The organism is Pseudoduganella sp. jia 12, from assembly GCF_055502675.1.
This window is the reverse complement of sequence record NZ_JBUXKP010000004.1, coordinates 318,174-338,836: the sequence shown is the minus strand read 5'-3', so window position 1 is coordinate 338,836 and position 20,663 is coordinate 318,174. Positions and strand designations below refer to the sequence as shown.

17 protein-coding genes, 1 tRNA gene and 1 pseudogene are annotated in these 20,663 nt (G+C 64.0%); 14 read left to right on the top strand and 5 right to left on the bottom strand.

Annotated features, from left to right (window positions below):
- Positions 1-18: 18 nt before the first annotated feature.
- Both ACY65G_RS10780 and ada read right to left on the bottom strand, forming a co-directional pair.
- Positions 19-705 (bottom strand): 2OG-Fe(II) oxygenase, encoded by a 687-nt coding sequence (locus ACY65G_RS10780; protein ID WP_464997348.1) that lies wholly within the window; start codon positions 703-705, stop codon positions 19-21.
- A complete protein-coding gene (gene ada, locus ACY65G_RS10775; protein ID WP_464997347.1) occupies positions 702-1,817 on the bottom strand; it encodes a bifunctional DNA-binding transcriptional regulator/O6-methylguanine-DNA methyltransferase Ada in 1,116 nt (371 codons plus the stop codon). The genes ACY65G_RS10780 and ada overlap by 4 nt, the downstream gene beginning before the upstream one ends.
- Positions 1,818-1,939: 122 nt before the next feature.
- On the opposite strand from ada, the gene hutC reads away from it, so the two are divergent.
- The 8 genes from hutC (at position 1,940) to ACY65G_RS10735 (ending at position 14,450) form a co-directional block, all read left to right on the top strand.
- The gene (hutC, locus tag ACY65G_RS10770) at positions 1,940-2,698 is read left to right on the top strand and encodes a histidine utilization repressor (RefSeq protein ID WP_464997601.1); all 759 of its coding nucleotides are present in this window, start codon (positions 1,940-1,942) and stop codon (positions 2,696-2,698) included.
- Positions 2,699-2,784: 86 nt separating this feature from the next.
- On the top strand, positions 2,785-7,395 hold the full coding sequence (locus ACY65G_RS10765) for a PAS domain S-box protein (RefSeq protein ID WP_464997346.1): 4,611 nt from the start codon (positions 2,785-2,787) through the stop codon (positions 7,393-7,395).
- Positions 7,392-7,805, top strand: a complete 414-nt coding sequence (locus tag ACY65G_RS10760) for a response regulator (protein WP_464997345.1) — start codon at positions 7,392-7,394, stop codon at positions 7,803-7,805. The genes ACY65G_RS10765 and ACY65G_RS10760 overlap by 4 nt, the downstream gene beginning before the upstream one ends.
- A 209-nt stretch (positions 7,806-8,014) precedes the next feature.
- Positions 8,015-8,341 (top strand): thioredoxin TrxA, encoded by a 327-nt coding sequence (gene trxA, locus ACY65G_RS10755; protein WP_107140476.1) that lies wholly within the window; start codon positions 8,015-8,017, stop codon positions 8,339-8,341.
- A 133-nt stretch (positions 8,342-8,474) separates the two neighbouring features.
- A complete protein-coding gene (gene rho, locus ACY65G_RS10750) occupies positions 8,475-9,737 on the top strand; it encodes a transcription termination factor Rho (protein WP_137314774.1) in 1,263 nt (420 codons plus the stop codon).
- Between the two features lie 245 nt (positions 9,738-9,982).
- Positions 9,983-10,252, top strand: coding sequence for a type B 50S ribosomal protein L31 (locus tag ACY65G_RS10745; protein WP_130187462.1), 270 nt, complete (start codon positions 9,983-9,985; stop codon positions 10,250-10,252).
- A 91-nt stretch (positions 10,253-10,343) separates the two neighbouring features.
- Entirely contained in the window at positions 10,344-12,053 is a 1,710-nt protein-coding gene (locus ACY65G_RS10740) for an ArnT family glycosyltransferase (RefSeq protein WP_464997344.1), read from the top strand.
- 480 nt (positions 12,054-12,533) lie between these two features.
- Positions 12,534-14,450, top strand: a complete 1,917-nt coding sequence (locus tag ACY65G_RS10735; protein WP_464997343.1) for an AAA family ATPase — start codon at positions 12,534-12,536, stop codon at positions 14,448-14,450.
- A 70-nt stretch (positions 14,451-14,520) separates the two neighbouring features.
- On the opposite strand, the gene ACY65G_RS10730 is transcribed toward ACY65G_RS10735, so the two are convergent.
- The 3 genes from ACY65G_RS10730 to ACY65G_RS10720 form a co-directional block, all read right to left on the bottom strand.
- Positions 14,521-14,979, bottom strand: a complete 459-nt coding sequence (locus tag ACY65G_RS10730; RefSeq protein WP_464997342.1) for a hypothetical protein — start codon at positions 14,977-14,979, stop codon at positions 14,521-14,523.
- Positions 14,980-15,179: 200 nt separating this feature from the next.
- Positions 15,180-15,326 (bottom strand): hypothetical protein, encoded by a 147-nt coding sequence (locus ACY65G_RS10725; RefSeq protein ID WP_464997341.1) that lies wholly within the window; start codon positions 15,324-15,326, stop codon positions 15,180-15,182.
- A gap of 137 nt (positions 15,327-15,463) precedes the next feature.
- On the bottom strand, positions 15,464-15,733 hold the full coding sequence (locus ACY65G_RS10720) for a hypothetical protein (RefSeq protein WP_464997340.1): 270 nt from the start codon (positions 15,731-15,733) through the stop codon (positions 15,464-15,466).
- Positions 15,734-15,843: 110 nt separating this feature from the next.
- Here ACY65G_RS10720 and ACY65G_RS10715 point away from each other — a divergent pair.
- The 6 genes and pseudogenes from ACY65G_RS10715 (at position 15,844) to ACY65G_RS10690 (ending at position 20,653) form a co-directional block, all read left to right on the top strand.
- A tRNA-Leu gene (locus tag ACY65G_RS10715) sits at positions 15,844-15,928 on the top strand.
- Between the two features lie 127 nt (positions 15,929-16,055).
- Positions 16,056-16,673, top strand: coding sequence for a tyrosine-type recombinase/integrase (locus ACY65G_RS10710; RefSeq protein ID WP_464997339.1), 618 nt, complete (start codon positions 16,056-16,058; stop codon positions 16,671-16,673).
- Between the two features lie 595 nt (positions 16,674-17,268).
- On the top strand, positions 17,269-17,943 hold the full coding sequence (locus ACY65G_RS10705; protein WP_464997338.1) for a PEPxxWA-CTERM sorting domain-containing protein: 675 nt from the start codon (positions 17,269-17,271) through the stop codon (positions 17,941-17,943).
- Positions 17,944-18,139: 196 nt separating this feature from the next.
- Positions 18,140-18,295: pseudogene (locus ACY65G_RS10700) on the top strand (transposase); the annotation flags it as partial.
- Between the two features lie 264 nt (positions 18,296-18,559).
- Complete coding sequence (locus ACY65G_RS10695; RefSeq protein WP_464997337.1) at positions 18,560-19,129, top strand: PEP-CTERM sorting domain-containing protein; 570 nt, start codon at positions 18,560-18,562, stop codon at positions 19,127-19,129.
- Positions 19,130-19,870: 741 nt separating this feature from the next.
- Complete coding sequence (locus ACY65G_RS10690) at positions 19,871-20,653, top strand: hypothetical protein (protein ID WP_464997336.1); 783 nt, start codon at positions 19,871-19,873, stop codon at positions 20,651-20,653.
- Positions 20,654-20,663 lie beyond the last annotated feature (10 nt).

Sequence of the window (20,663 nt, the reverse complement as noted above, 5' to 3'; positions counted from 1 at the left end):
GAGTGTAGCGAAAAAGCGCTACGTCGCGTCGTGAAAAATAATGCCCAGCGTATGCCGCTGCCCGCCGCGCAGCCGCGACACCCCATGCCGCATGTTGACGCGATAGACGCCCCGCGTGCCGCTCACGGGCCGGTGGTGCACGGGGAAGATCACGCAGTCGCCCTGTTCCAGCGGCACCACCTCGGCGCGCGACTGCATGCGCGGCCGCTGCTCCGTCAGCACGAATTCGCCGCCGCTGAAATCGGTGCCGGGCCGCGACAGCAGGAACACGGCCTGCAGCGGGAATACGTGAGCGCCATAGACATCCTGGTGCAGGCAGTTGTAGTCGCCCTCCCCGTAGCGCAGCAGCAGCGGCGTGGGGCGTTCCTGGCCGGCGGCATGGCAGCGGGCCAGGTAATCGGCATGCCGCGGCGGAAAGCGTTCGTCGATGCCGAGCGCCGCATGCCAGCGGTTCGCGATCCCGGCCAGCGGGCCGTACATCGCTTCCCGCAGCCGCTGCACGGGATCGGGCAACGGGTAACGGAAATACTGGTACTCGCCACGACCGAAGCCGTGCCGCGCCATCACGATGCGGCTGCGGAACAGGGTGGCGTCATCGTAGGCACCCGCCAGAAGCGCGCAGTCCAGTGGGGCCAGCAGGCCGGATACGCGGGCGCAGCCGAAGGCATTCAGTTCCTCCTCGACGCGCCGCCAGTCGGCGTTCATTGACCGCCCTCGCGCGCGGTCTCCCTTTGCAGCAGCGCTTCCTTGCGCTCGACACCCCAGCGGTAGCCGGAAACCGTGCCGTCGTTGCGCACCACGCGGTGGCAGGGAATCGCCACCGCGATCGCATTCGCGGCACAGGCACCGGCCACGGCACGCACGCTTTTCGGCGACCCGACCATCGCAGCCAGCTCCGTGTAGCTGACCCTGCGGCCGGCAGGGATGGTGCGCAGCGCCTGCCACACGCGCTGCTGGAATGCCGTGCCGCGCACGTCCAGCGGCAGGTCGAGCCCCGTTTCCGGCGCCTCGACCAGGCCGATCACCTGCGCCACCACGGTTTCGTAGTCACGCTCGGCGCCCACCAGTTCGGCGTTCGGGAAGCGGTCCTGCAGGTCGCGCGCCAGCGCGCCGGGATCGTCGCCCATCAGGATCGCGCAAATGCCGACATCGGTGCTGGCCACGAGGATTGCGCCCAGCGAACATTGGGCAATGGCGAAGCGGATCGTGGCGCCGCGGCCGCCGCGGCGGAATGCCGTGGGTGTCATGCCCAGCGAGGCGCGCGACGTGGCATAGAAACGGCCGCTCGAGTTGTAGCCGGCGGCGTAGATCGCTTCCGTCACCGACGGCTGTTGCGCAAGACCCGCGTGGACACGTTCCTTGCGCCGTGCTGCCGCATAGGCTTTCGGCGTGATGCCGGTCTGCGCCTTGAAGATGCGGTGCAGGTGGAAACGGCTGATGCCGCTCGCCGCGGCCAGCGTGGCCAGGTCGGGCTCCTCCTCCGCCTCGTCGATCAGCCGGCACACCTCGGCCACCAGCGCGGCGTGGCGTTCGGCCAGCGGCGGGCCGTCGGGCTTGCAGCGCAGGCAGGGTCGGAAGCCGGCCCGCTCCGCTTCGAGGACACTGGCATGGAAAGCGACGTTCGCCCGCAGCGCCGGCCGTGCGCCGCACGACGGCCGGCAATACACGCCGGTGGTGCGCACAGAATAGAAGAACCGGCCGTCGGCGGACGGGTCGCGCCGCTGCACGGCGGCCCAGCGCGCATCGTCGCCGTCGTACGCCGTTTCGCCGGCGCGCCGGCCGGCATCCTTGAAGGTGGGATCGAGAGTGTTGTCCATGGCCTGCTCCAGTGTGCATTGTATGCCGCCATCGTAGGCAATGCCCGTTGCGCCGGCACCCCGGCCCTTGCTTTTGAATTCCTTGCCTTGGGCTTCACTAAGGACCTAGAATGCCGCGACCCATGGCGCAGCAGAGGAGGCAGGGTTTGGAAGCACCGCACGATGCAGCAGGCACGCCCATTTTCCAGCGGATCAAGGATTTCCTGGTGGCGCAGATCGCCGCCGGACACTGGAAGGAAGGCGACGTGATCCCTTCCGAACAGGCTTTGGTGAAGCAGTTCGGCGTGTCGCGCATGACCGTCAACCGCGCCGTGCGCGAGCTGACGGCCGAAGCCGTGCTGACGCGCCGCCAGGGCTCGGGCACCTTCGTGGCACCGCAGAAGGTGCAGGCCACGCTGCTGGAAATCCGCAGCATCGCCGACGAGATCCGCGCACGCGGCCATACGCACCGCAGCACGCTGCAGCGGCTCGACCAGGCGAGCGCCCATGAATTGCTGGCCAAGGGGTTCGAGGTGACCGCCGGGCATATCCTGTTTCATTCGATCATCGTTCATTTCGAGAACGGCGTGCCGATCCAGGTGGAGGACCGCTGGGTCAACCCGGAGGTGGCGCCCGATTACCTGGCGCAGGATTTCACGCGCGTGACACCCAGCGAATACCTGCTGGCAGCGGCGCCCCTGCAGGCCGCCACCTACAGCCTGGAAGCGCTGGCCGCGCCCTGCGACATTGCCGACATGCTGGCCATGGATGCGCGCCAGCCCTGCCTCGTGCTGCGCCGGCGCACGCGCTCGGCGGGCAAGGTGGCGTCGCTCGTCACGATGTGGCACCCCGGCCACCGCTACCAGTTCGCCGGCAGCGTGGCGACCGGTGCGCACGCCTGAGTGCGCCGCTGGGGTGCGCCGATGTATAGTCTTGTCTTGACGATCGCCCGTTCCACTGCCTGAGCCGCCTTGTAGAAAGGAAGCCGTTGCCGTCCCATCCCGCCCGCCCCGCACGCCGCCTCCTGCTGCAGGCGGCCCTGCTGCTGTGCGCCTCCGGCCCCGCATTCGGGCTGGAAAAAGTGGCCGTGCAGCTGAAGTGGCGCCACCAGTTCCAGTTCGCCGGCTACTACGCTGCCCAAGACAAGGGCTATTACCGCGACGAGGGGCTCGACGTGGCGCTCCTCGACGGCCAGCCCGGTGGCGATCCGGTGCGCAGCGTGCTGTCCGGCCGGGCCCAGTACGGCACCGGCAACAGCAGCCTGCTGCTGCACCGCGCCGCGGGCGACCCGGTCGTGGTGCTGGCAACGATCTTCCAGCACTCGGCCGCGGCACTGTTCGTGCGCCGCACGCCGGACGGCGAGGCGCTGCCGTTACGCAACGCGCGCATGATGCTCGCGCCCGGCGACGACGAACTGCAAGCCTTCCTGCTGCGCCAGGGCGTGAAGCCGGCCGACCTGAAACTGCTGCCGCACACCCGGCGTGTCGATGACCTGGTCGAAGGCAAGGTCGATGCGATGTCGGGCTACATCACCGAAGTGCCTTACCTGCTGGATCGCGCGGGTGCGCGCTACGACGTGCTGTCGCCGCGCGCGGCCGGCATCGACTTCTACGGCGACAACCTGTTCACCACCGAAGACGAACTGCGCGAACATCCGGAGCGGGCGCGCGCGATGCGGGCAGCCACGCTGCGCGGCTGGCGCTACGCGATGGAGCATCCCGAGGAAATCGTGGACCTGATCCGCGCCCGCTATCCGCAGGGCGCTTCGCGGGAACACCTGATGCACGAGGCGCGCCAGACCGCGAAGCTGATGGAACAGCCGCTGGTCGAACCCGGCTACAGCAATCCGGCGCGCTGGAAGGCGATCGCCAATACCTACATCACGCTGGGCATGTTGCCGCGCAGCGTGCCGCTGGAGGAATTCCTGTACAGCGAACAGGTGCCGCGCCCGCGTTGGCCGCTCGTTGCAACGGGCATGCTGGCGGCATTGCTGGGGGCCGCCGCCATCTGGCGGGTACGCAGCGCCCGCCCGCAGCCGCAGCCGCAGCCGGCACTGCCGGTGGCGCCACCGGCGCCAGGGGCCGAACGCGCGCTCGATGCGGCCTGCGAGGGTGTGTGGGAATGGCATCCGCAAAGCGACGAGGTGCGCCTGTCGCCGCGCGTCGGCGAATTGCTCGGCTATGGCGCGAGCGGGTTCTCGCCGGCGGACCGCGATGCGTGGCTGCAGCACGTGCATCCGGACGACAGGATGCACCTCGTGCACGAGATGTCGCGCATCGGCTCCGATCCCGTCGACGACACGCTGCTGGTGCACGAGTGCCGGATGCGCTGCCGCGACGGCGGTTTCCGCTGGACCGTGCTGCGCGGGCGGGTGACGGAGCGCAGCGGCGCGCATGCCTTGCTGGCCAGCGGCACGATCGGGCCGGTGAGCGACCGCGCGGTGGCCGAACGGGAGCGGCTGTCCGGCGTGCTGGAAGCGATGCCCGGCGGAATCCTGGTGGCCGACCGCGCGGGCCGCGTGAAGCAGGTGAACCGGGCCGCTGCCGCCTGCTTCGGCTACCAGCCGGGCGACATGGCCGGGCTGTCGATGGAATTGCTGGTGCCGGAAGTGATGCGCAGCGCGCCTGGCCTGCCGCGCGAACTGTTCTCGCGCCCGAACCTGCCGGGCCGCGTGCTGACGGCGCGGCGCGCCGACGGCGCCCACTTCCCCGCCATGGTGCACTTGGCGCCGATCGAGGTGGCGGGCCAGGGCCTGTCGGTGGTGTCGGTGCGCGACATGACCCAGCGCCAGCGTTCCGAGCAGGCGCTGCACGCCAGCTCGGAACGCTACCGGCTGATCGTGCAGACCGCCACCGAAGGCATCTGGATGCTCGAGGCGGGCGATCGCACGTCGTTCGTCAACCCGACGATGGCGCGCATGCTGGGCTACGAACCGGACGAGATGCTGGGCCGCCCCATGAGCGACTTCCTGGACGAGGAGAGCGTGGCGCAGCTGACGCGGCAGAACCAGCGCCGCCGCCCCGGCGAGGCGGAACAGGGCGATGCGCGCTTCTACCGCAAGGATGGCTCGTCGATGTGGGGGCTGGTGTCGACGACGCAGATCCATGCCAACGACGGCGCATACACCGGCACGCTGGCGATGATCAGCGACATCACGGACCGGCGCCTGGCCGAGGTGGCGCTGCGCAATTCGAGCCAGCGCATGGCCTCCGTGTTCAATGCCGTGACCAACGGCCTGGTGGTGCTCAACAGCGAAGGCGTGATCCTCGAGTGCAACGCGGCGGCCGGCCGCATGCTGGGCGCGGCCGCCGCCAGCGGCGCGCGCCTGTGGCCCGGCGTGCACGAGGACGGCCGCCCGTTCGGTCCCGGCGAACACCCGGTGCACCAGGCGCTGGCCAGCGGCAGCTCGGTGCGCGACGTGGTGATGGGCGTTACCGGTGGCAATGGCGCCATCTGCTGGCTGTCCGTAAACGCCGAACCGATGCGCGGCGAACTGGGCGCGGCCACGATGGCCGTGGCCAGCCTGACCGACATCACCGAGCGCAAGAACAGTGTCGACGCGTTGCGGCAGGGCGAGCAGCGGCTGCAGGAAATCATCAGCATGATGCCGATCGGCCTGTTCCTGAAGGGCCCGGACCTGCGGTTGCTGTTGATGAACCCCGCCTGCGAACGCCAGTTCGGCTACACGATGGCCGACCTGCACAACGGCACCTATGCGCATTTGCATTCGCCGAAGGAGCTGGCGGCATTTGCCCGGCGCGACCGCGAGACGTTCGCGCGCGGCGAGCTGATCGACTACGAGGAAACGCTGTTCAATCCCGTGCTGCGCCAGCACCTCACGCTGCGTACGTTCAAGAAACCCGTGTTCGACGAGCATGGCGAGCCGGCATACCTGATCTGCATGTCGATCGACATCACCGAGGCAAAGCGGCAGGAACAGGCGCTGCGCGAATTGAACGAGCACCTCGAGGAGCGGGTGGCGCAACGTACCGAGCAGCTCGACCAGGCCAAGCAGATCGCCGAGGAAGCCAGCCAGGCCAAGGGCCACTTCCTGGCCAACATGAGCCATGAGATCCGCACGCCGATGAACGGCGTGATCGGCATGGCGCACCTGGCGCTGAAGACCGAGCTCGATCCGCGGCAGCGCGACTACCTGGAAAAGATCCGCTTCGCCGGCGAGCACCTGCTGGGCATCATCGACGACATTCTCGACATCTCGAAGATCGAGGCCGGCAAGCTCGAGGTCGAACAGGTGGAATTCCCGCTGGACCAGGTGATCGAAACGCTGACGACGGTGGTGGCGCCGAAGGCGGCCGGGAAGGAGCTGCGCCTCGACATTGCCATCGATCCCGATGTACCGCGAACGCTGCGTGGCGACCCGCTGCGGCTGGGCCAGGTGCTGATCAATTACGTCAACAACGCGATCAAGTTCAGCGAGCAGGGCACGATCGGCCTGCGCGTGCGGCGCGTGGCGGCGGGCGACAACGGCTGCGTGCTGCGTTTCGAGGTCAGCGACGAAGGCATCGGCATGACGCAACAGGAGATGGGCAGGCTGTTCCAGTCGTTCGAGCAGGCCGACACGTCGACCACCCGGGCCTATGGCGGCACCGGTCTCGGCCTGGCCATCTGCAAGGAGCTGGCGCAGCTGATGGGCGGCGACGTGGGCGTGTCGAGCGTGCCCGGCGAGGGCAGCACATTCTGGTTTACCGCTCGTCTGGTCATTGGCGGTACCGCGGCTCCCGCCGACGCGCCCCCGCCGATACCGGCCGCCGAACCGGCTTCGCTGAAAGGCGCCCACATCCTGCTGGTGGAGGACAATGCCTTCAACCAGCAGATCGGCCTGGAAATGCTGGAAGAAGCCGGCGCCGCAGTGCGGCTGGCGGGCAATGGCGCGGAAGCGCTGGAACAACTGGAGGGTGCCAGCTTCGACTGCGTGCTGATGGATGTGCAGATGCCGGTCATGGACGGGCTGGAGGCAACGCGCCGGATCCGCGCCGATGCGCGCCTGGCCGGCCTGCGCGTGCTGGCGATGACGGCCACCGCCACCAGCGATGAACGCGAGCGCTGCCTGGCGGCCGGCATGGACGACTTCATCGCCAAGCCCATCCAGCCAGCGCTGCTGGTCCGCACGGTCGCGGCCTGGCTGCCGAAGCGCCTTGCGAATGGCAGCGATGGCGATGGCGGCGGCGATGGCGGCGACGGTGCCGCCGCGCGCCCGCATGGGGCGCTGATGGGCGACCCCGCCGTCATCGACCTTTCCGTGCTGGCCCAGGTGCTGGGCCACCAGCCGGACAAGATCCGCAATTTCGCCCTGAAGTTCCTGCAATCCGCCGAGGCGGGGCTGGCGGAACTGGACGAGGCGCTGGCCGCCGGCGACGTGGCGCGCATCCGCGAGCTGGGCCATCGCCTGAAGGCGGCCGCCCGCACCGTGGGCGCGATCGGCATGGGCGACCTGTGCGAGCGCATGGAAGCGCTGCCGCAGGCCGGTCCGGCGGCCGAACGGGGCGCCTGGGCGCTGATCGGGCAATTCCGCCCGCTGCTGGGCCAGATCAGGGAGCACATCATGAACCACACGACCATTGGCGACCATTCGACATGACCCACGCGCTGCGCATCCTGCTACTGGACGACGACGCCTTCACGCTGGAGATGCTGAAGGACATGCTGGCCGCCCTGGGCTATTCCCACGTGCACGCCGAAACCGATGCCCGCCGCGCGCTGAAGGCGCTGCCCGCGTTCCGGCCCGACCTGCTGGTGTGCGACCTGTCGCTGCCCGAAATGGATGGCATCGAGTTCCTGCGCACCGTGGCCCACGAGGGTTTCGATGGCAGCGTGATCCTGCTGTCGGGCATGGACAGCGGCATCCTGCGCGCGGCCCGGACGCTGGCGATGGCGCAGGGATTGACGATCCTGGGCGCCTGCAGCAAGCCGCTGTCGAGCACCGCGCTGGCCGACCTTCTCGAGGTGGCCGCCGGCAGGCCCGCGCAGCTACACGGCGACAGAAAATAGGTTATTATTTGATCCATCCCCGCCTGATTCCCACTTGCAAGCTTCATTATCCGGGTCCTGATCGATCTGCCATCGATTCGTGATCGGTAACGAGGCTGACATTGAATTGTTACGCGACGGCTCCATCTCCCCCGTAACGGGCTGGTGGTACCGAGCAGAAGCGCCGGGCGCCAGGCGACCTTAATCTGATCCCGAAAGGGGAAAACAACATGAGCGAAAACATCAAACACATTACCGACGCGTCGTTCGAAGCCGACGTGCTGAAATCCGATCGTCCCGTGCTGGTGGACTTCTGGGCCGAATGGTGCGGCCCATGCAAGAGCATCGCCCCGATCCTGGAAGAAGTTGCCAAGGAATATGATGGCAAGCTGACGATCGCCAAGCTGGACGTGGATGCGAACCAGACTGTGCCGGGCAAGTTCGGCATTCGCGGCATCCCTACCCTGATCCTGTTCAAAAACGGCGTGCCGGCTGCCCAGAAAGTAGGCGCAATGGCAAAAGGCCAGTTGACCTCTTTCATCGACAGCAATATTTGAGTAATATAGGTGGTGCTGCGCCCGCAGCACCACCTGCATGGCCGGGTTCGCGGCATCAGCCCCCCGATAATTTATTAGTCCACGCAGTTCCCTCCCCTACCCTACTTTCCCGTCACGGGACACTCAAACATCTATGCATCTATCTGAATTAAAGGCCTTGCACGTTTCGGCGTTGCTGGAAATGGCCATCAGTCTGGATATCGACAATGCGGCCCGCCTGCGCAAGCAGGAGCTCATGTTCGCGATCCTGAAGAAGCGCGCCAAGGCTGGCGAGCAGATCTTCGGCGACGGCGCCCTGGAAGTGCTGCCGGACGGCTTCGGCTTCCTGCGCTCGCCGGACGCCAGCTACATGGCGTCCACCGACGACATCTATATCTCCCCGTCGCAGATCCGGCGCTTCAACCTGCATACCGGTGACTCGATCGAAGGTGAAGTGCGCACGCCGAAGGATGGCGAACGCTACTTTGCGCTGGTCAAGGTGGACAAGGTCAACGGCGAATCGCCGGAAGCCTCGAAGCACCGCATCCTGTTTGAGAACCTGACGCCGCTGCACCCGAACGAGCCGCTGCGCCTCGAGCGCGAAATGAACGGCGCCGAGAACATCACCGGCCGCATCGTCGACCTGATCGCGCCGATCGGCAAGGGCCAGCGCGGCCTGCTGGTGGCGTCGCCGAAATCCGGTAAATCCGTGATGCTGCAGCATATCGCGCACGCGATCACGGCGAACCACCCGGACGTGACGCTGATCGTGCTGCTGATCGACGAACGCCCGGAAGAAGTGACGGAAATGCAGCGCTCGGTGCGCGGCGAAGTCGTCGCCTCCACGTTCGACGAACCGGCCACCCGCCACGTGCAGGTTGCCGAGATGGTCATGGAAAAAGCCAAGCGCCTCGTCGAGATGAAGAAGGATGTGGTCATCCTGCTGGACTCGATCACCCGCCTGGCCCGCGCCTACAACACCGTGATCCCGGCGTCGGGCAAGGTGCTGACCGGCGGTGTGGACGCCAACGCGCTGCAGCGCCCGAAACGCTTCTTCGGCGCCGCCCGCAATATCGAGGAAGGCGGCTCGCTGACGATCATCGCCACCGCGCTGATCGAAACCGGCTCGCGCATGGACGACGTGATCTACGAGGAATTCAAGGGCACCGGCAACATGGAAGTGCACCTGGAGCGCCGTCTGGCCGAGAAGCGTGTCTACCCGGCGATCAACCTGAACAAATCCGGCACGCGCCGCGAGGAACTGCTGATCAAGCCGAACGAGCTGCAGAAGATCTGGATCCTGCGCAAGCTGCTGTACTCGATGGACGAGATCGAAGCGATGGAGTTCATCCTCGACAAGATGCGCGCCACGAAGACCAATACCGAGTTCTTCGACATGATGCGGCGCGGCGGTTAAAGCCGCCACCGAACCGGAGCCTGGCGCTCCGGTTTTTTTTTTGGCAATGTTTCCCGAAAAATGGGGTCCGTCCCCATTTTTGGGGAAACATTGCCTGGAAAATGGGGTACGTCCCCATTTATCCAGCAACGGTTGGTGTATAATCCCCGGCTGTTTTTAACCCTGGCAAGTGAGTGGCAATCGGGTCAAGAAGCTGTTGGACCGACGAAGTGCCGTTTGGCTACCAAATTTTGAGAGTAAGCACCATGAAAAACGAAATTCATCCGGATTACCGCGAAGTTGTGTTCCACGACCTGTCCTGCGACTTCAAGTTCGTGACCCGTTCCACGATCAACACCCGCGACAAGATCACCCTCGACGGTAAAGAATACCCGCTGGTCAAGATCGAAGTCTCGTCGGAATCGCACCCGTTCTTCACGGGCCAGCACAAGATCGTCGACACCGCCGGTCGCGTGGAAAAGTTCCGCCAGAAGTTCGGCAAGGTCGGTTCCAAGACCGCCGTCTCGCAGGGCTAATCCCTCCGGGCACGAAAAAAGGCAGCTGCGGCTGCCTTTTTTTATTGTTATCACCGATACTCCTGTTTCCAACGTCAGCACGACCGATTGAATGAAGCCAGTCCGCCTTCCCGCCTCCGCCGTCCTTGCCCTGCCCCGCTGGGCCCTGTTTGCCCTGGCCATGCTGTATATCCTGCCGGGCGTGATCGGCCGCGATCCGTGGAAGAACGACGATGCCGCCAGCTTCGGCATCATGTGGACGATGGCGCATGGCACCTGGCAGGACTGGCTGTGGCCGAACATCGCCGGCATGTCGATGCCGGAGGAAGGCCCGCTGATGTTCTGGCTGGGTGCGCTGTGCATCAAGCTGTTCGGCGGCTTCGTCGGCGACGTGCTGGCCGCGCGCATCGCCACCATCGGCGTATTCCTGCTGGGCGTGCTGTCGCTGTGGTACACCACCTTCAACCTGGGCCGGCGGCCCGAGGCGCAGCCATTGCGGCTGGCGTTCGGCGGCCAGCCCGAGCCCGACGATTTCGGCCGCACGCTGGCCGATGCGGCACTGCTGATCTACCTGGGCTGCCTGGGATTCCTGCAGCACAGCCATGAAACCACCTCCGAACCGCTGCTGACGGCGCTGCTGGCCCTGACCTTGTACCGCTCGGTGCGCTACATGGAAAAGCCCTGCTGGCGCAATGCCGCGCTGATCGGCATGGCGCTGGGCCTGATGACGCTGTCGCGCGGCTGGGTGCCGCCCGCCTTCCTGCTGGTGGCGCTGTTCATCTGCACGCGCTTCCTGGCGATTCCGGCCGGCAAGGCGCTGCCGCACTTGCTGGCCTCGCTCGGCGTGGCCGTTGCCGTCACCCTGCCCTGGCTGGTGGCGGCGGCGATCGCGCAGCCATATGGCCAGGTGCCGCTGGCGGCCTGGAATACATGGAACATGGCCCAGCTGGCGCTGCCGAGCCTGCGCCCGCTGCAGATCCTTCTGCGCGACGGCGTGTGGTTCTTCTGGCCCGCCTGGCCGTTCGCACTGTGGGCGGGCTACGCGTGGCGCCGGCAGAACAACCTGCTGCACATCGTGGTGCCGACCACGTTCGTACTGATCGCCACCATCATGCTGCTGATGCACCCGGCGCCGGAACATGCGCAGCTGCTGATGCTGGTCCCGCCGCTGGCGATCATGGCCGCGTTCGGCCTGCTGACGGTGCAGCGCGGCGCGATCAATGCGATCGACTGGTTCTCGGTCATGGTGCTGACCCTGGGCGCCGCCGTGCTGTGGCTGTTCTGGTATTCCCAGCTGACGGGCTGGCCACCGAAGCCGGCCCATAACGTGCTGCGGCTGGTGCCCGGCTACGTACCGGAAGTGAACTGGCTGGCGCTCGTCGTGGCGGGCGCCGCCACGCTGGGCTGGTTCCTGCTCGTGCACTGGCGCGTCTCGCGCCGGCCATCGGTGCTGTGGCGCGCCGTGGTGCTGTCGTCGGGTGGCGTGATCCTGATCTGGATCCTGTGGATGACGCTGTTCCTGCCGCTGACCAACTACAACAAGAGCTATGCCGCGGTGGCACGGCAGGCCGCGGCCGTGCTGCCGGCCGATACCGATTGCGTGACCAGCAATGCCGGCCCGGCCCAGCGCGCATCGTTCGCCTATTTCGGCAAGCTGCCGTTCAACAGCATGGACCAGCCGCAGTGCCGGCTGCTGCTGTGGCAGGACTACTCGCGCGGCGTGCGGCGCGACCCGCCCGGCGACTGGACGCTGCTGTGGGAAGGCCGCCGCGTCAGCGATCGCAGCGAGCGCTTCCGGCTGTTCCAGCGGACGGTACCGTGATCTTCTTGCGCGGCAGCGAGCCAGCGCGCCAGCACGATGTCACCGGTGACCAGAAACCTGCTGACCAGCACACCGGTGGCGTGCGCTCTTCCATAGGATGCGGCGCATCGCCGGGCCACCTGGGCCGCTGCCGCACGAGGCGAAACGCTCCGTGAAACAGCCCTTGTAAATCAGGCTAGACAGACCGTAATTAACAGTTGCAAAACCTGTTGTGCCTCAAGATTTTTTCTTCAGGAAACTAAAGACAAAGCTTGTGTGGCCCGGTATAGTCCACATATACGCTACGTTGCCGCCCGGCATTAAAGACCGCTTACAGGTCAACATATACAAGCTGTCGCCCAGGCAGCGCCCGTGCCTCGCCAACGACACTCCGGCAGTGCCCCACCTCGCGTGCCGGATTAACCAGTTGGTGCTGATGCGCCCCGCAACCGCGCATCGGTGTCTTGCTAATGACAATACTTGTCTTGTTGAGTCTGCCACATGTTCAATTTCTATAAACTTCAGCTTGCGCTCAAGAACACCTGGGTGCGCCTTGCCCTCGTCGTGTTGGCAGTCGCAGCCGTGGTTTTCGCTGTCATCCGCACCGAAGTGACGCAGGACACCAGCCCGGTCGTCCGCTCGCAAAACATCTCGGAAATCACGGCACTCGTTGGCCAGCGCGCACGGCTCGATTACCTGCTGATCGCCCGCCCGCTGTCGGATTCGCCCCGCTATATCTACAAGTTCAAGGATTCGGCCCAGCTGCACGTGGTGAAGGTGCCGAGCACCTCCCACCTGAGCCTGGAGCGTGAAGTCCTGCTGCGCAACGGCTTGCCGTACGCGATCGCAAAAGAGGATTACCTGGCCAATCACAAGGCCGTGCTGCTGGACGACGGCGGCAAGATGGCAGGCGTGACTGCCTTCCTGCAACGCCATGCGTTCGACATCTTCCTCGTGGTGCTGCTGCTGTTCGTGCTGAAGTTCGGTATTCCCGGCATGGGCGGCGCCTCCGCTTCCGTGATCTCGCCGGACAAGCTGAAGGGCTCGATGGACGACCTGATCGGCATGGAAGACATCAAGCAGGAAGTGCTGCACCTGGAAGACATGATCCGCAACCGCGAAGTCTACAAGCAGCACAACATCGACAAGCCGTTCAACGTGATGCTGACGGGCCCCGCCGGCACGGGTAAAACCAAGCTGGCCGGTTACCTGGCCAAGCGCCTGGGCTACCCGCTGATCTCGGCTTCGGGCTCGGCACTGGAATCGGGCTATATCGGTGGCGGTTCGAAATCGCTGAACGCGCTGTACCGCAAGGCGGCAGCACGCGGCAACTGCATCATCTTCCTCGACGAAGCCCAGGCGCTGTTCATGCCCCGCGGCCGCGGCGAGAAGAAATGGGAAGACGATACCGCGAACACCCTGCTGGGCCTGCTGGACGGCGTGAAGAGCGACGAAGGCAAAGGCGTGATCTGGGTGGTGGCGTCGAACTTCGACGACAACAATTCGCAGATGGATGAAGCGATGCTGCGCCGCTTCTCGGTGAAGATCAACTTCCGCCTGCCGAACAAGCAGGAACGCCGGGAACTGCTGAGCTCGTTCCTGAAGCGCAAGGAAGAAGGCCTGGTGGACTGGAACGACATGAACCTGGACCAGGTGGCGGAAATCACCCAGAACCTGTCGCCGGCACTGCTGGAAACCGTGGTCGACCGCGCTTCGCTGCTGTCGATCCAGGACAAGACCGTGATCAACACCGACCTGATGTTCCGTGCCTTCGAGCGCGCCACGATCGGCCTGACCGACCGCGCCACCACGGCCGAGAAGACCCGCCAGCGCGAGCGCATCGCCTTGCACGAACTGGGCCACTTCTTCATGCAGATCGACCCGTTCCTGCGTGCCGGCATGACGCTGGACGAAGTGAAAGAAAAGTCGCACCTGCTGAAGATCAGCACGGAATCGGTGTCGAAGCTGAACGCGCTGGGCTACGTGCTCTCCGCCGGTGACGACATGTCGCTGCGCACGCTGGAAGAACTGGAACGCGACGTGATGCAACTGTACGGCGGCGTGGCGGCGGAAGAACTGTTCTATGGTGCCCGCGGTATCTCGGTGGGCAGCCAGAACGACATCCAGAAAGCGACCTCGATGCTGCACACGATGGTCAACAGCCTGTCGATGTATTCCCGTTCCAAGCTGGACTACAGCCAGTTCAAGAACGAGATGAGCGGCGAGCACACGCTGGTGCAGGTGGAAGCCAAGGCGGACGAACTGTACAGCGAAACGCTGAAGTCGATCGGCGACTATCGCGACGTGATGGAATCGCTGAAGGACGTGCTGATGGAACGTTATGTCCTCACGAAGGACGACGTGTTCAAGCTGCTGCACGAGCGCCTCGATCCTGTGCCGCTGCGCCTGGCCGCATAAGGTTCCCTGCGCCAGATACGACAAGGCCCGCTGATGTGGGCCTTTTGCCGTTGGTGCGCATCGCTTTACATCAGCGGCGCGCGATCATCTGCACGTTCACTTCGTTGGCGGCCACGCGCGCTTCCGGCAGCCGCTCGAACCCGCTGATCCGCACTTCGTCGCCATGGTCGTGGAACGTCAGCTCGGCACCGCTGTCGGTCACGAACGCGCCGGGGCCAACCGGACGCAGCCGGGTGGAGGCGATCGACCGGGCGGTGCTGTCGGCACGCTGCATCGTGCGCAGGGTGTCTTTCAGCTGGACATAGTAATGGTTGCCGCGCTGGACGAACCTGGCAACCTGGCCGTTGCTCAGCGCATAGGCGTTGGCAAATTCCGTGAATTCGTTGGTGCCCAGCGTGTAGGACTGGCGCGGTGCGGTGACGGACACGCTTGCCTGGTCCTGTGCCTGCGATGCTGGTGACTGTGCTGCTGCGAATGGCGACAGGATGGCAAGGATGACTGCTGCTGCGCCGATGATCGATTTGTTCATGTGATTCTCCGAAGTGGTTGCCAGGTGGTCACCGCCTCTTATGTAATGTGCGGCGACGTGTGTAAGGTAACAAAGACAACTTCGGGAGGGCAGCGGGAAGCGATGAAGCGTCGGAAATGCGGGATGAAATGCATGGCGCCCCGCATGGAACGCTTTGCAGCAGGGCATAGTGGATGGGCTGGAATGCCTTGAGTGCCGGGCTACCATTCAAGCGGGCCGGTGGGGTCGGGATCGCGGATCAGGTAGCAGGAGAGCATGTGCCCGGGGTACGATTCGAACTTGCCGGCTTTATGCTCAAGGCAGGTTTGCTTGTCGCGGTAACCCATGACTTCCCATCCTTCATCCATGCCTTTCCTGCATGGTGAACGGGTGAGACGAAGCTATACAGGCACTGTGCTGCTGGACGATTCAATTGAAAAGTTATGGCTGACTCGAGCGTTTCGGCGGCCTCTTCGCGCATGCGGTCCATCGCTCCCTCGCCGCCCTACACGTGCGAGTCGACCGTGCGGGCGTTCATGAAGATGCAATTCCTGAAATGGCCGAAGAACATGCGCTGCCCCCACGCCAGCGCATGCAGCCCGCCGCCGAGCGACGTGCCGACGATGAACAAGGCCGTGTAGTCGTCCGGCTGTGGCTCGACCGGCTCGCGGTTCGGCCCGAACGGCTGCGTAGCGAATACGTTGTCCACGGAGCGAATGGCCTGCTTCGTGCCGCCGTAGTAATTGCGGATGCAGATGCACAGCGCGTCCATCACGTCGATGTATGCTGAGGGACATCCACAGGAGACATTACTACTTGGCGCTAACAGTGGCAGCGTGCAGGGTTGCTCCTGCTGGGCAAATCAGTGATAATGCACGGCGCGTTGCCGGGATGGCGGAATAGGTAGACGCACGGGACTCAAAATCCCGCGCCGCAAGGCGTACCGGTTCGATTCCGGTTCCCGGCACCACCCTCTTGTATCTCAAAGCATCATAAAAGCTCAAACCCGCGTGTTCTCAAGGCACTGCGGGTTTTTTGTTACCTCAAGCTGTATCACGCAGTAGCCTCAAAGCTCAGTAGTTTGTTGGACGTGGGCCTTGCTGGCCAGCGGCATCGATCCAATCCGGGCAAAACGTGAAGAGCGTGCAGCACGCGCTACAGTTGCGGAAAGTACATTCGAGACTGTCGCACGCACCTGGTTGGCCAGGACCGCCGCGAACCGGGCCGCCACCAGCCAGGAAAAGAACTCCAGCTGGTTGGAGAAGAACGTATTTCCGTCGATCGGCAGGATGCCTGTATCGGAGATCGGCCGGCGCGACGTGCTGGCCGCGCTGCAGAAGACAGAGGCACGCGGCGCTCTGGAGTGCGCGCACAAGATCAGGCAGCTCTGCGGCCAGGCCTTTCGCTTTACCGTCGCTGGCGGCCTGGTCGAGCGCGACGTGGCGGCGGATCTGCGCGGCGCCCTGTTCGCGGTGCCGAAAGCCCACTTCGCAGCCATCACCGAGCCGGCGCAAGCTGGCGCCCTGTCGCGGTCGATCCACGGCCATTCATACGCTGCAGCGGCGCTCGAGCTCTTCCCTATGCTATTTGTGCGGCCTGATGAATCCGGCCTGATCGGGCACCAGCCAGCGCACGCCGCCCGCGACGCAAATGGCCGGGCCTGCAAACCATCCCATTTTTCCAGCCCGGCGCGCAATGATGCAGCGCCGGGCTGATTATCTGGACCAGATAGAAGTTTGGCGCGATAAAATAGTAGGGAAATTCAGGACCGGTGATCCATTCAATATATTCTCGAATGAAGGAAGCGCTTCTTCGATCGCAATGGTGCGTTATCAGGTTCTTTCGACCAGGATAACAGCGACGATATTCTTCAGCCATGGCGCCTCGGCAATGACGCGTATCGCGCACTTGGAGGCATTGAAACGCAAGCTGATTTTGATGCTGCCCTGTCGGAGCACCAAAAAGGCAGGAAGGTTTTTGCAGCGGTACTAGCCGAAGACAGCGCCCATATGGATTTAAAAATAAGGATGGCTTGCCGCGAGCTGGCGATCAAGAACGCGCGCAAGTGCAAACACTGCGGCGTTTCGCTGCTCCCGCAGTCACGTGGGAACAACGAGATGGTGCCCCATGGCGTGGTGCGCTACATCTGCCACCTTCGGTCAAGGCGCACCAGCGGGTCGGTCGCAACGCACGCCGCAGAGTGCCTTGCAATCCGCTATTGTTGCATATAAGATAATTCTTGGCTCCACCATAGTATTCTCATCAATCCTAGCTAAACTGTCTTTCCTGATAAACAACAGGGGAACAAACATGCTGAAGAAAACCATCGCCACCATCGCATTGTGCAGCGCGGCTGCGGCACAGGCGCACGCTGCTCCGGCCACGGTGACGGCAACCGCCAGTGGCAGCAGCGCCGACTTCTGGTCCATGTACGACTGGGGCTTCGGCGAGGTGAACGGTACAGGCCCCTACCAGGTGAAGGTGACGGCCAACTTTGCCGACTGGCCTACGAGCGGCATTGCCAGGCAAGCTGGCGATATCGACGTGCAGCTGACCTACGAAGGCCTCACGCGCCACGCGGTACTGACCGGCTGGTTCGAGGCCCGCAGCTACGCAAGCGTAGACAGCGCCGGCAATGTCCTGACCACCCTGTCGCTGAACTTCAGCACCCGCAGCGGCGGTCCGTGGGACATGTATCACGATCTCTACCTGCGGACGACCTACGCGGCCGACGTGCTGACTGCCGGCACGCTGCCGGCCGCCGGGTCGGCTGCGCTGCTGTCCAGTGCCGGCGATTTCTCGATGGGCTATTACTACTATAACGACGTCATCGACGTCACCATCGGCAATGCCCAAGGCATTGTCGATACCGCGAGCTTCCAGGTGACCAGCGCCGTGCCGGAACCGGGTACTTATGCAATGCTGCTGGGTGGCCTCGCACTGGTGGGTGCCGCGGCACGCCGCCGCGCGCAGCACCTGTCCTGAACCGTTACCCGTGCCCGCAAAATAATCCAGGCGCAGCGCAATGACAATGCCGAGGCGTTTGCGCCAGCCACGGTAGTTGGGCACGAACCGCGCCGGCAGCGGCGCAGCATCCATCGGATGATATCGGCGACCGTGCCGGGATCGTCACAAACGATTCGTGTCAGGGTGCCTGCAATAGTGGTGCCGGCTTGCCTCCATAACGCGCAGAGCGCTCAAAATGAGCTGGCAGAGCTGCTGCGTCCGCTTTATCCGCAATGCCTTGGCCCATGCCGGAAAGGGCCAAGGCAAGCGGCGCTCGATGATCAACACGATTTTTGTGCAAGAATCTGCAGAGACCGCCAGCGTACAGTGGCCAGGATTGCGGATCTCCAATCGCCGCTTCAATGCCCGTTCGTATTAATCAGAACATTTTTCATCGCGATTTCCAACCGCTTGAATGCCGTTTATTCTATCGCCAGCATTTGGAAAATAATCCGACCCAGCTTCCTGTTTGCAAGCGTTGCGCCCTGCATACGATCATGGAAATTGCTGAGTTATATTTTTAATATTACAATGCTGCACTGGGCGATCTGCGCCGGTCACGGCAACGAGCCCTCTCATTACAAAGGATAAGCCAATGTTGAAACAGGTTGCAGCAATGGTATTGGCGGCGTGTGCCGCTTCCGCCCAAGCGGAGCAGTTCGAACAAAAGTGGGACTTCACGTGGGCCGGCAAGTTCTATTATTCCGAATTGGACGCGATACGCGACTACTCCTTCAAAGGCTCTTTCAGCGCGATCGACGCAAACGGCGACCAACAGATCGTGACGAGCGAACTGACAAGCCTTACCTTTGATTACCAGAGTATTCTGCCCTGCCAATCCACAGAGTGCAGCGTCAGTGACTTCAGCTACACGGGTGGCAATGCACTGACGTTCTATGCATATACATATCAATATTATGGAGGCTCTGACGACCCATGGGACTCCTGGATCGCGTACAGCACCGGCTGGAGCATCGCCGATGGGCAAATCAACAAGCAGACGTATTGCACCCAATGCCAGATCTACAGCTGGTTCACCGCCGAGGATGTAACGATGACCGTGACCGAAGTGACGGCAGTACCCGAACCCGCAACGTACGCAATGCTGGGCCTGGGGCTGGCAACTGTTGGTGCCGTGGCACGGCGTCGCCGGCGCAAGGACTGATCACCCTGCATGCCTGGCGTCGCGATGCGCGATCGCGGCCGCAAAATGCCGCTTCCAGCCGCCGCATCGGCGGCCCGGCAAGGGAGGAATCCACCGCCAAACGGAAAAACGTGCGCTATTTTAAGGCGGGCATTCAGGTGCTCAGACGTATCTCGTAAGCAGCAATTTGTTCCGGCGATCGTTTTTGAGACTATCGGAACTGGGGCGATGTCAGGCCATTGTGTAAAGGCGAGCCACGAACTAATTTGTCTTACCGCGCCTTTACACAGTGGCCTGATGCACCTCCCTCGACCCTGGATACGGTGCCGGCACCACAACATGCACTGCTTTCAAGCGAATCGACAGCGCCGCGTGCTTGTTGCTGAGGCGTTGAGCAAGCAAAGCGCCGCTGGTACCGGAACCCTGCTCGCTCGTGATAGGGTTCAGCCCATGCAGCTCATGACCAGTTCGCACGTGCGCGGTGCCAGCGCCTATGATCCGCCATCGGCAGGCGGGACCGACAGTGGCCTGGGGCAGTCCGGCTAAAATTTCAGCCGGTGAAGATGTGCCCAGTTCCCGGCGAATCTCGATCAGGGACGGCCCAAGACTTCGGGCGGTCGGTGCCGGTGCACGTTGGCCGCTCGGCTGAACATTCACCCGTACGCCCTCGGAAGGGCCTGCATGAAGCGGCAAACCGGGGTGGCGCCAGGATACGCACCGTTTGGCTGCACAATGGCATTCGACCACGACAGTCGACATCAAATGACCCAGCTGTTCTCCCGATACGTTTCCGAAATCCGTAGCGTCGACCTGTCAGCGGTAGGCGGCCATGACGGGATTCCGCCAGCCTTCCTGCTGGATCGGCACGGAACCCTCGAAGTCAACTACATCCCCTTCGAATCCATCAACCTCGCGGCACGTGTGGTGCTGGTCGGCCTGACACCCGGCTTCATCCAGTGGCGCAACGCCGTTGCGGAGGCGCAGGTTCAATTACAGGGCGGCGCAACACCCGAGCATGCGCTGTTCGCCGCCAAGCGGGCAGGCGCTTTCAGTGGTCCCATTCGCCCCAATCTGGTCGCGCTGCTCGATCGCATCGGCCTGCAGCACTGGCTGGGGTTGCCCACTTGCGCCACCCTTTTCGGCGAAGACGCCCATTTGCTGCACATCGCCTCGTTGCTGCGCCATCCCGTCAGCCATGGCGGAAAGAACTACAGCGGCACGCCGGCGCCGGTCAATCATCCATTCCTGCGCCAGCAGATTGCCAGGTACTTTGCGCACGAAGCGGCCCTGTTTCCGCACGCCCTGTTTATCCCGCTCGGCCCCGCGGTAGCGAACGGCTTGCACTGGCTCGCGAGCCAGGGCGTGCTCCAGCCCGGACAGATCCTCGACGGCTTGCCGCACCCTTCGGGCGCGAACGCCGAGCGGGTCGCCTATTTCCTGGGCAGGAAGGACCGGAGCACGCTGTCCACCAGGACCGATCCGGAACGGCTCGATACCGCCCGGGAAACGCTCACCCGAAAGCTCGGACAAATGTGTTCGAACTGAATGTGCCGCC

Excerpts from the sequence above, each read along its gene's own strand:
- ACY65G_RS10695 (WP_464997337.1), top strand. The coding sequence starts at position 18,560 with ATGTTGAAACAGGTTGCAGCAATGGTATTGGCGGCGTGTGCCGCTTCC.
- ACY65G_RS10760 (WP_464997345.1), top strand. The coding sequence starts at position 7,392 with ATGACCCACGCGCTGCGCATCCTGCTACTGGACGACGACGCCTTCACG.
- ACY65G_RS10690 (WP_464997336.1), top strand. The coding sequence starts at position 19,871 with ATGACCCAGCTGTTCTCCCGATACGTTTCCGAAATCCGTAGCGTCGAC.
- trxA (WP_107140476.1), top strand. The coding sequence starts at position 8,015 with ATGAGCGAAAACATCAAACACATTACCGACGCGTCGTTCGAAGCCGAC.
- ACY65G_RS10745 (WP_130187462.1), top strand. The coding sequence starts at position 9,983 with ATGAAAAACGAAATTCATCCGGATTACCGCGAAGTTGTGTTCCACGAC.
- ada (WP_464997347.1), bottom strand. The coding sequence starts at position 1,817 with ATGGACAACACTCTCGATCCCACCTTCAAGGATGCCGGCCGGCGCGCC.
- ACY65G_RS10740 (WP_464997344.1), top strand. The coding sequence starts at position 10,344 with ATGAAGCCAGTCCGCCTTCCCGCCTCCGCCGTCCTTGCCCTGCCCCGC.
- ACY65G_RS10725 (WP_464997341.1), bottom strand. The coding sequence starts at position 15,326 with ATGGATGAAGGATGGGAAGTCATGGGTTACCGCGACAAGCAAACCTGC.
- ACY65G_RS10735 (WP_464997343.1), top strand. The coding sequence starts at position 12,534 with ATGTTCAATTTCTATAAACTTCAGCTTGCGCTCAAGAACACCTGGGTG.
- ACY65G_RS10780 (WP_464997348.1), bottom strand. The coding sequence starts at position 705 with ATGAACGCCGACTGGCGGCGCGTCGAGGAGGAACTGAATGCCTTCGGC.
- ACY65G_RS10705 (WP_464997338.1), top strand. The coding sequence starts at position 17,269 with ATGCTGAAGAAAACCATCGCCACCATCGCATTGTGCAGCGCGGCTGCG.
- rho (WP_137314774.1), top strand. The coding sequence starts at position 8,475 with ATGCATCTATCTGAATTAAAGGCCTTGCACGTTTCGGCGTTGCTGGAA.
- ACY65G_RS10730 (WP_464997342.1), bottom strand. The coding sequence starts at position 14,979 with ATGAACAAATCGATCATCGGCGCAGCAGCAGTCATCCTTGCCATCCTG.
- hutC (WP_464997601.1), top strand. The coding sequence starts at position 1,940 with ATGGCGCAGCAGAGGAGGCAGGGTTTGGAAGCACCGCACGATGCAGCA.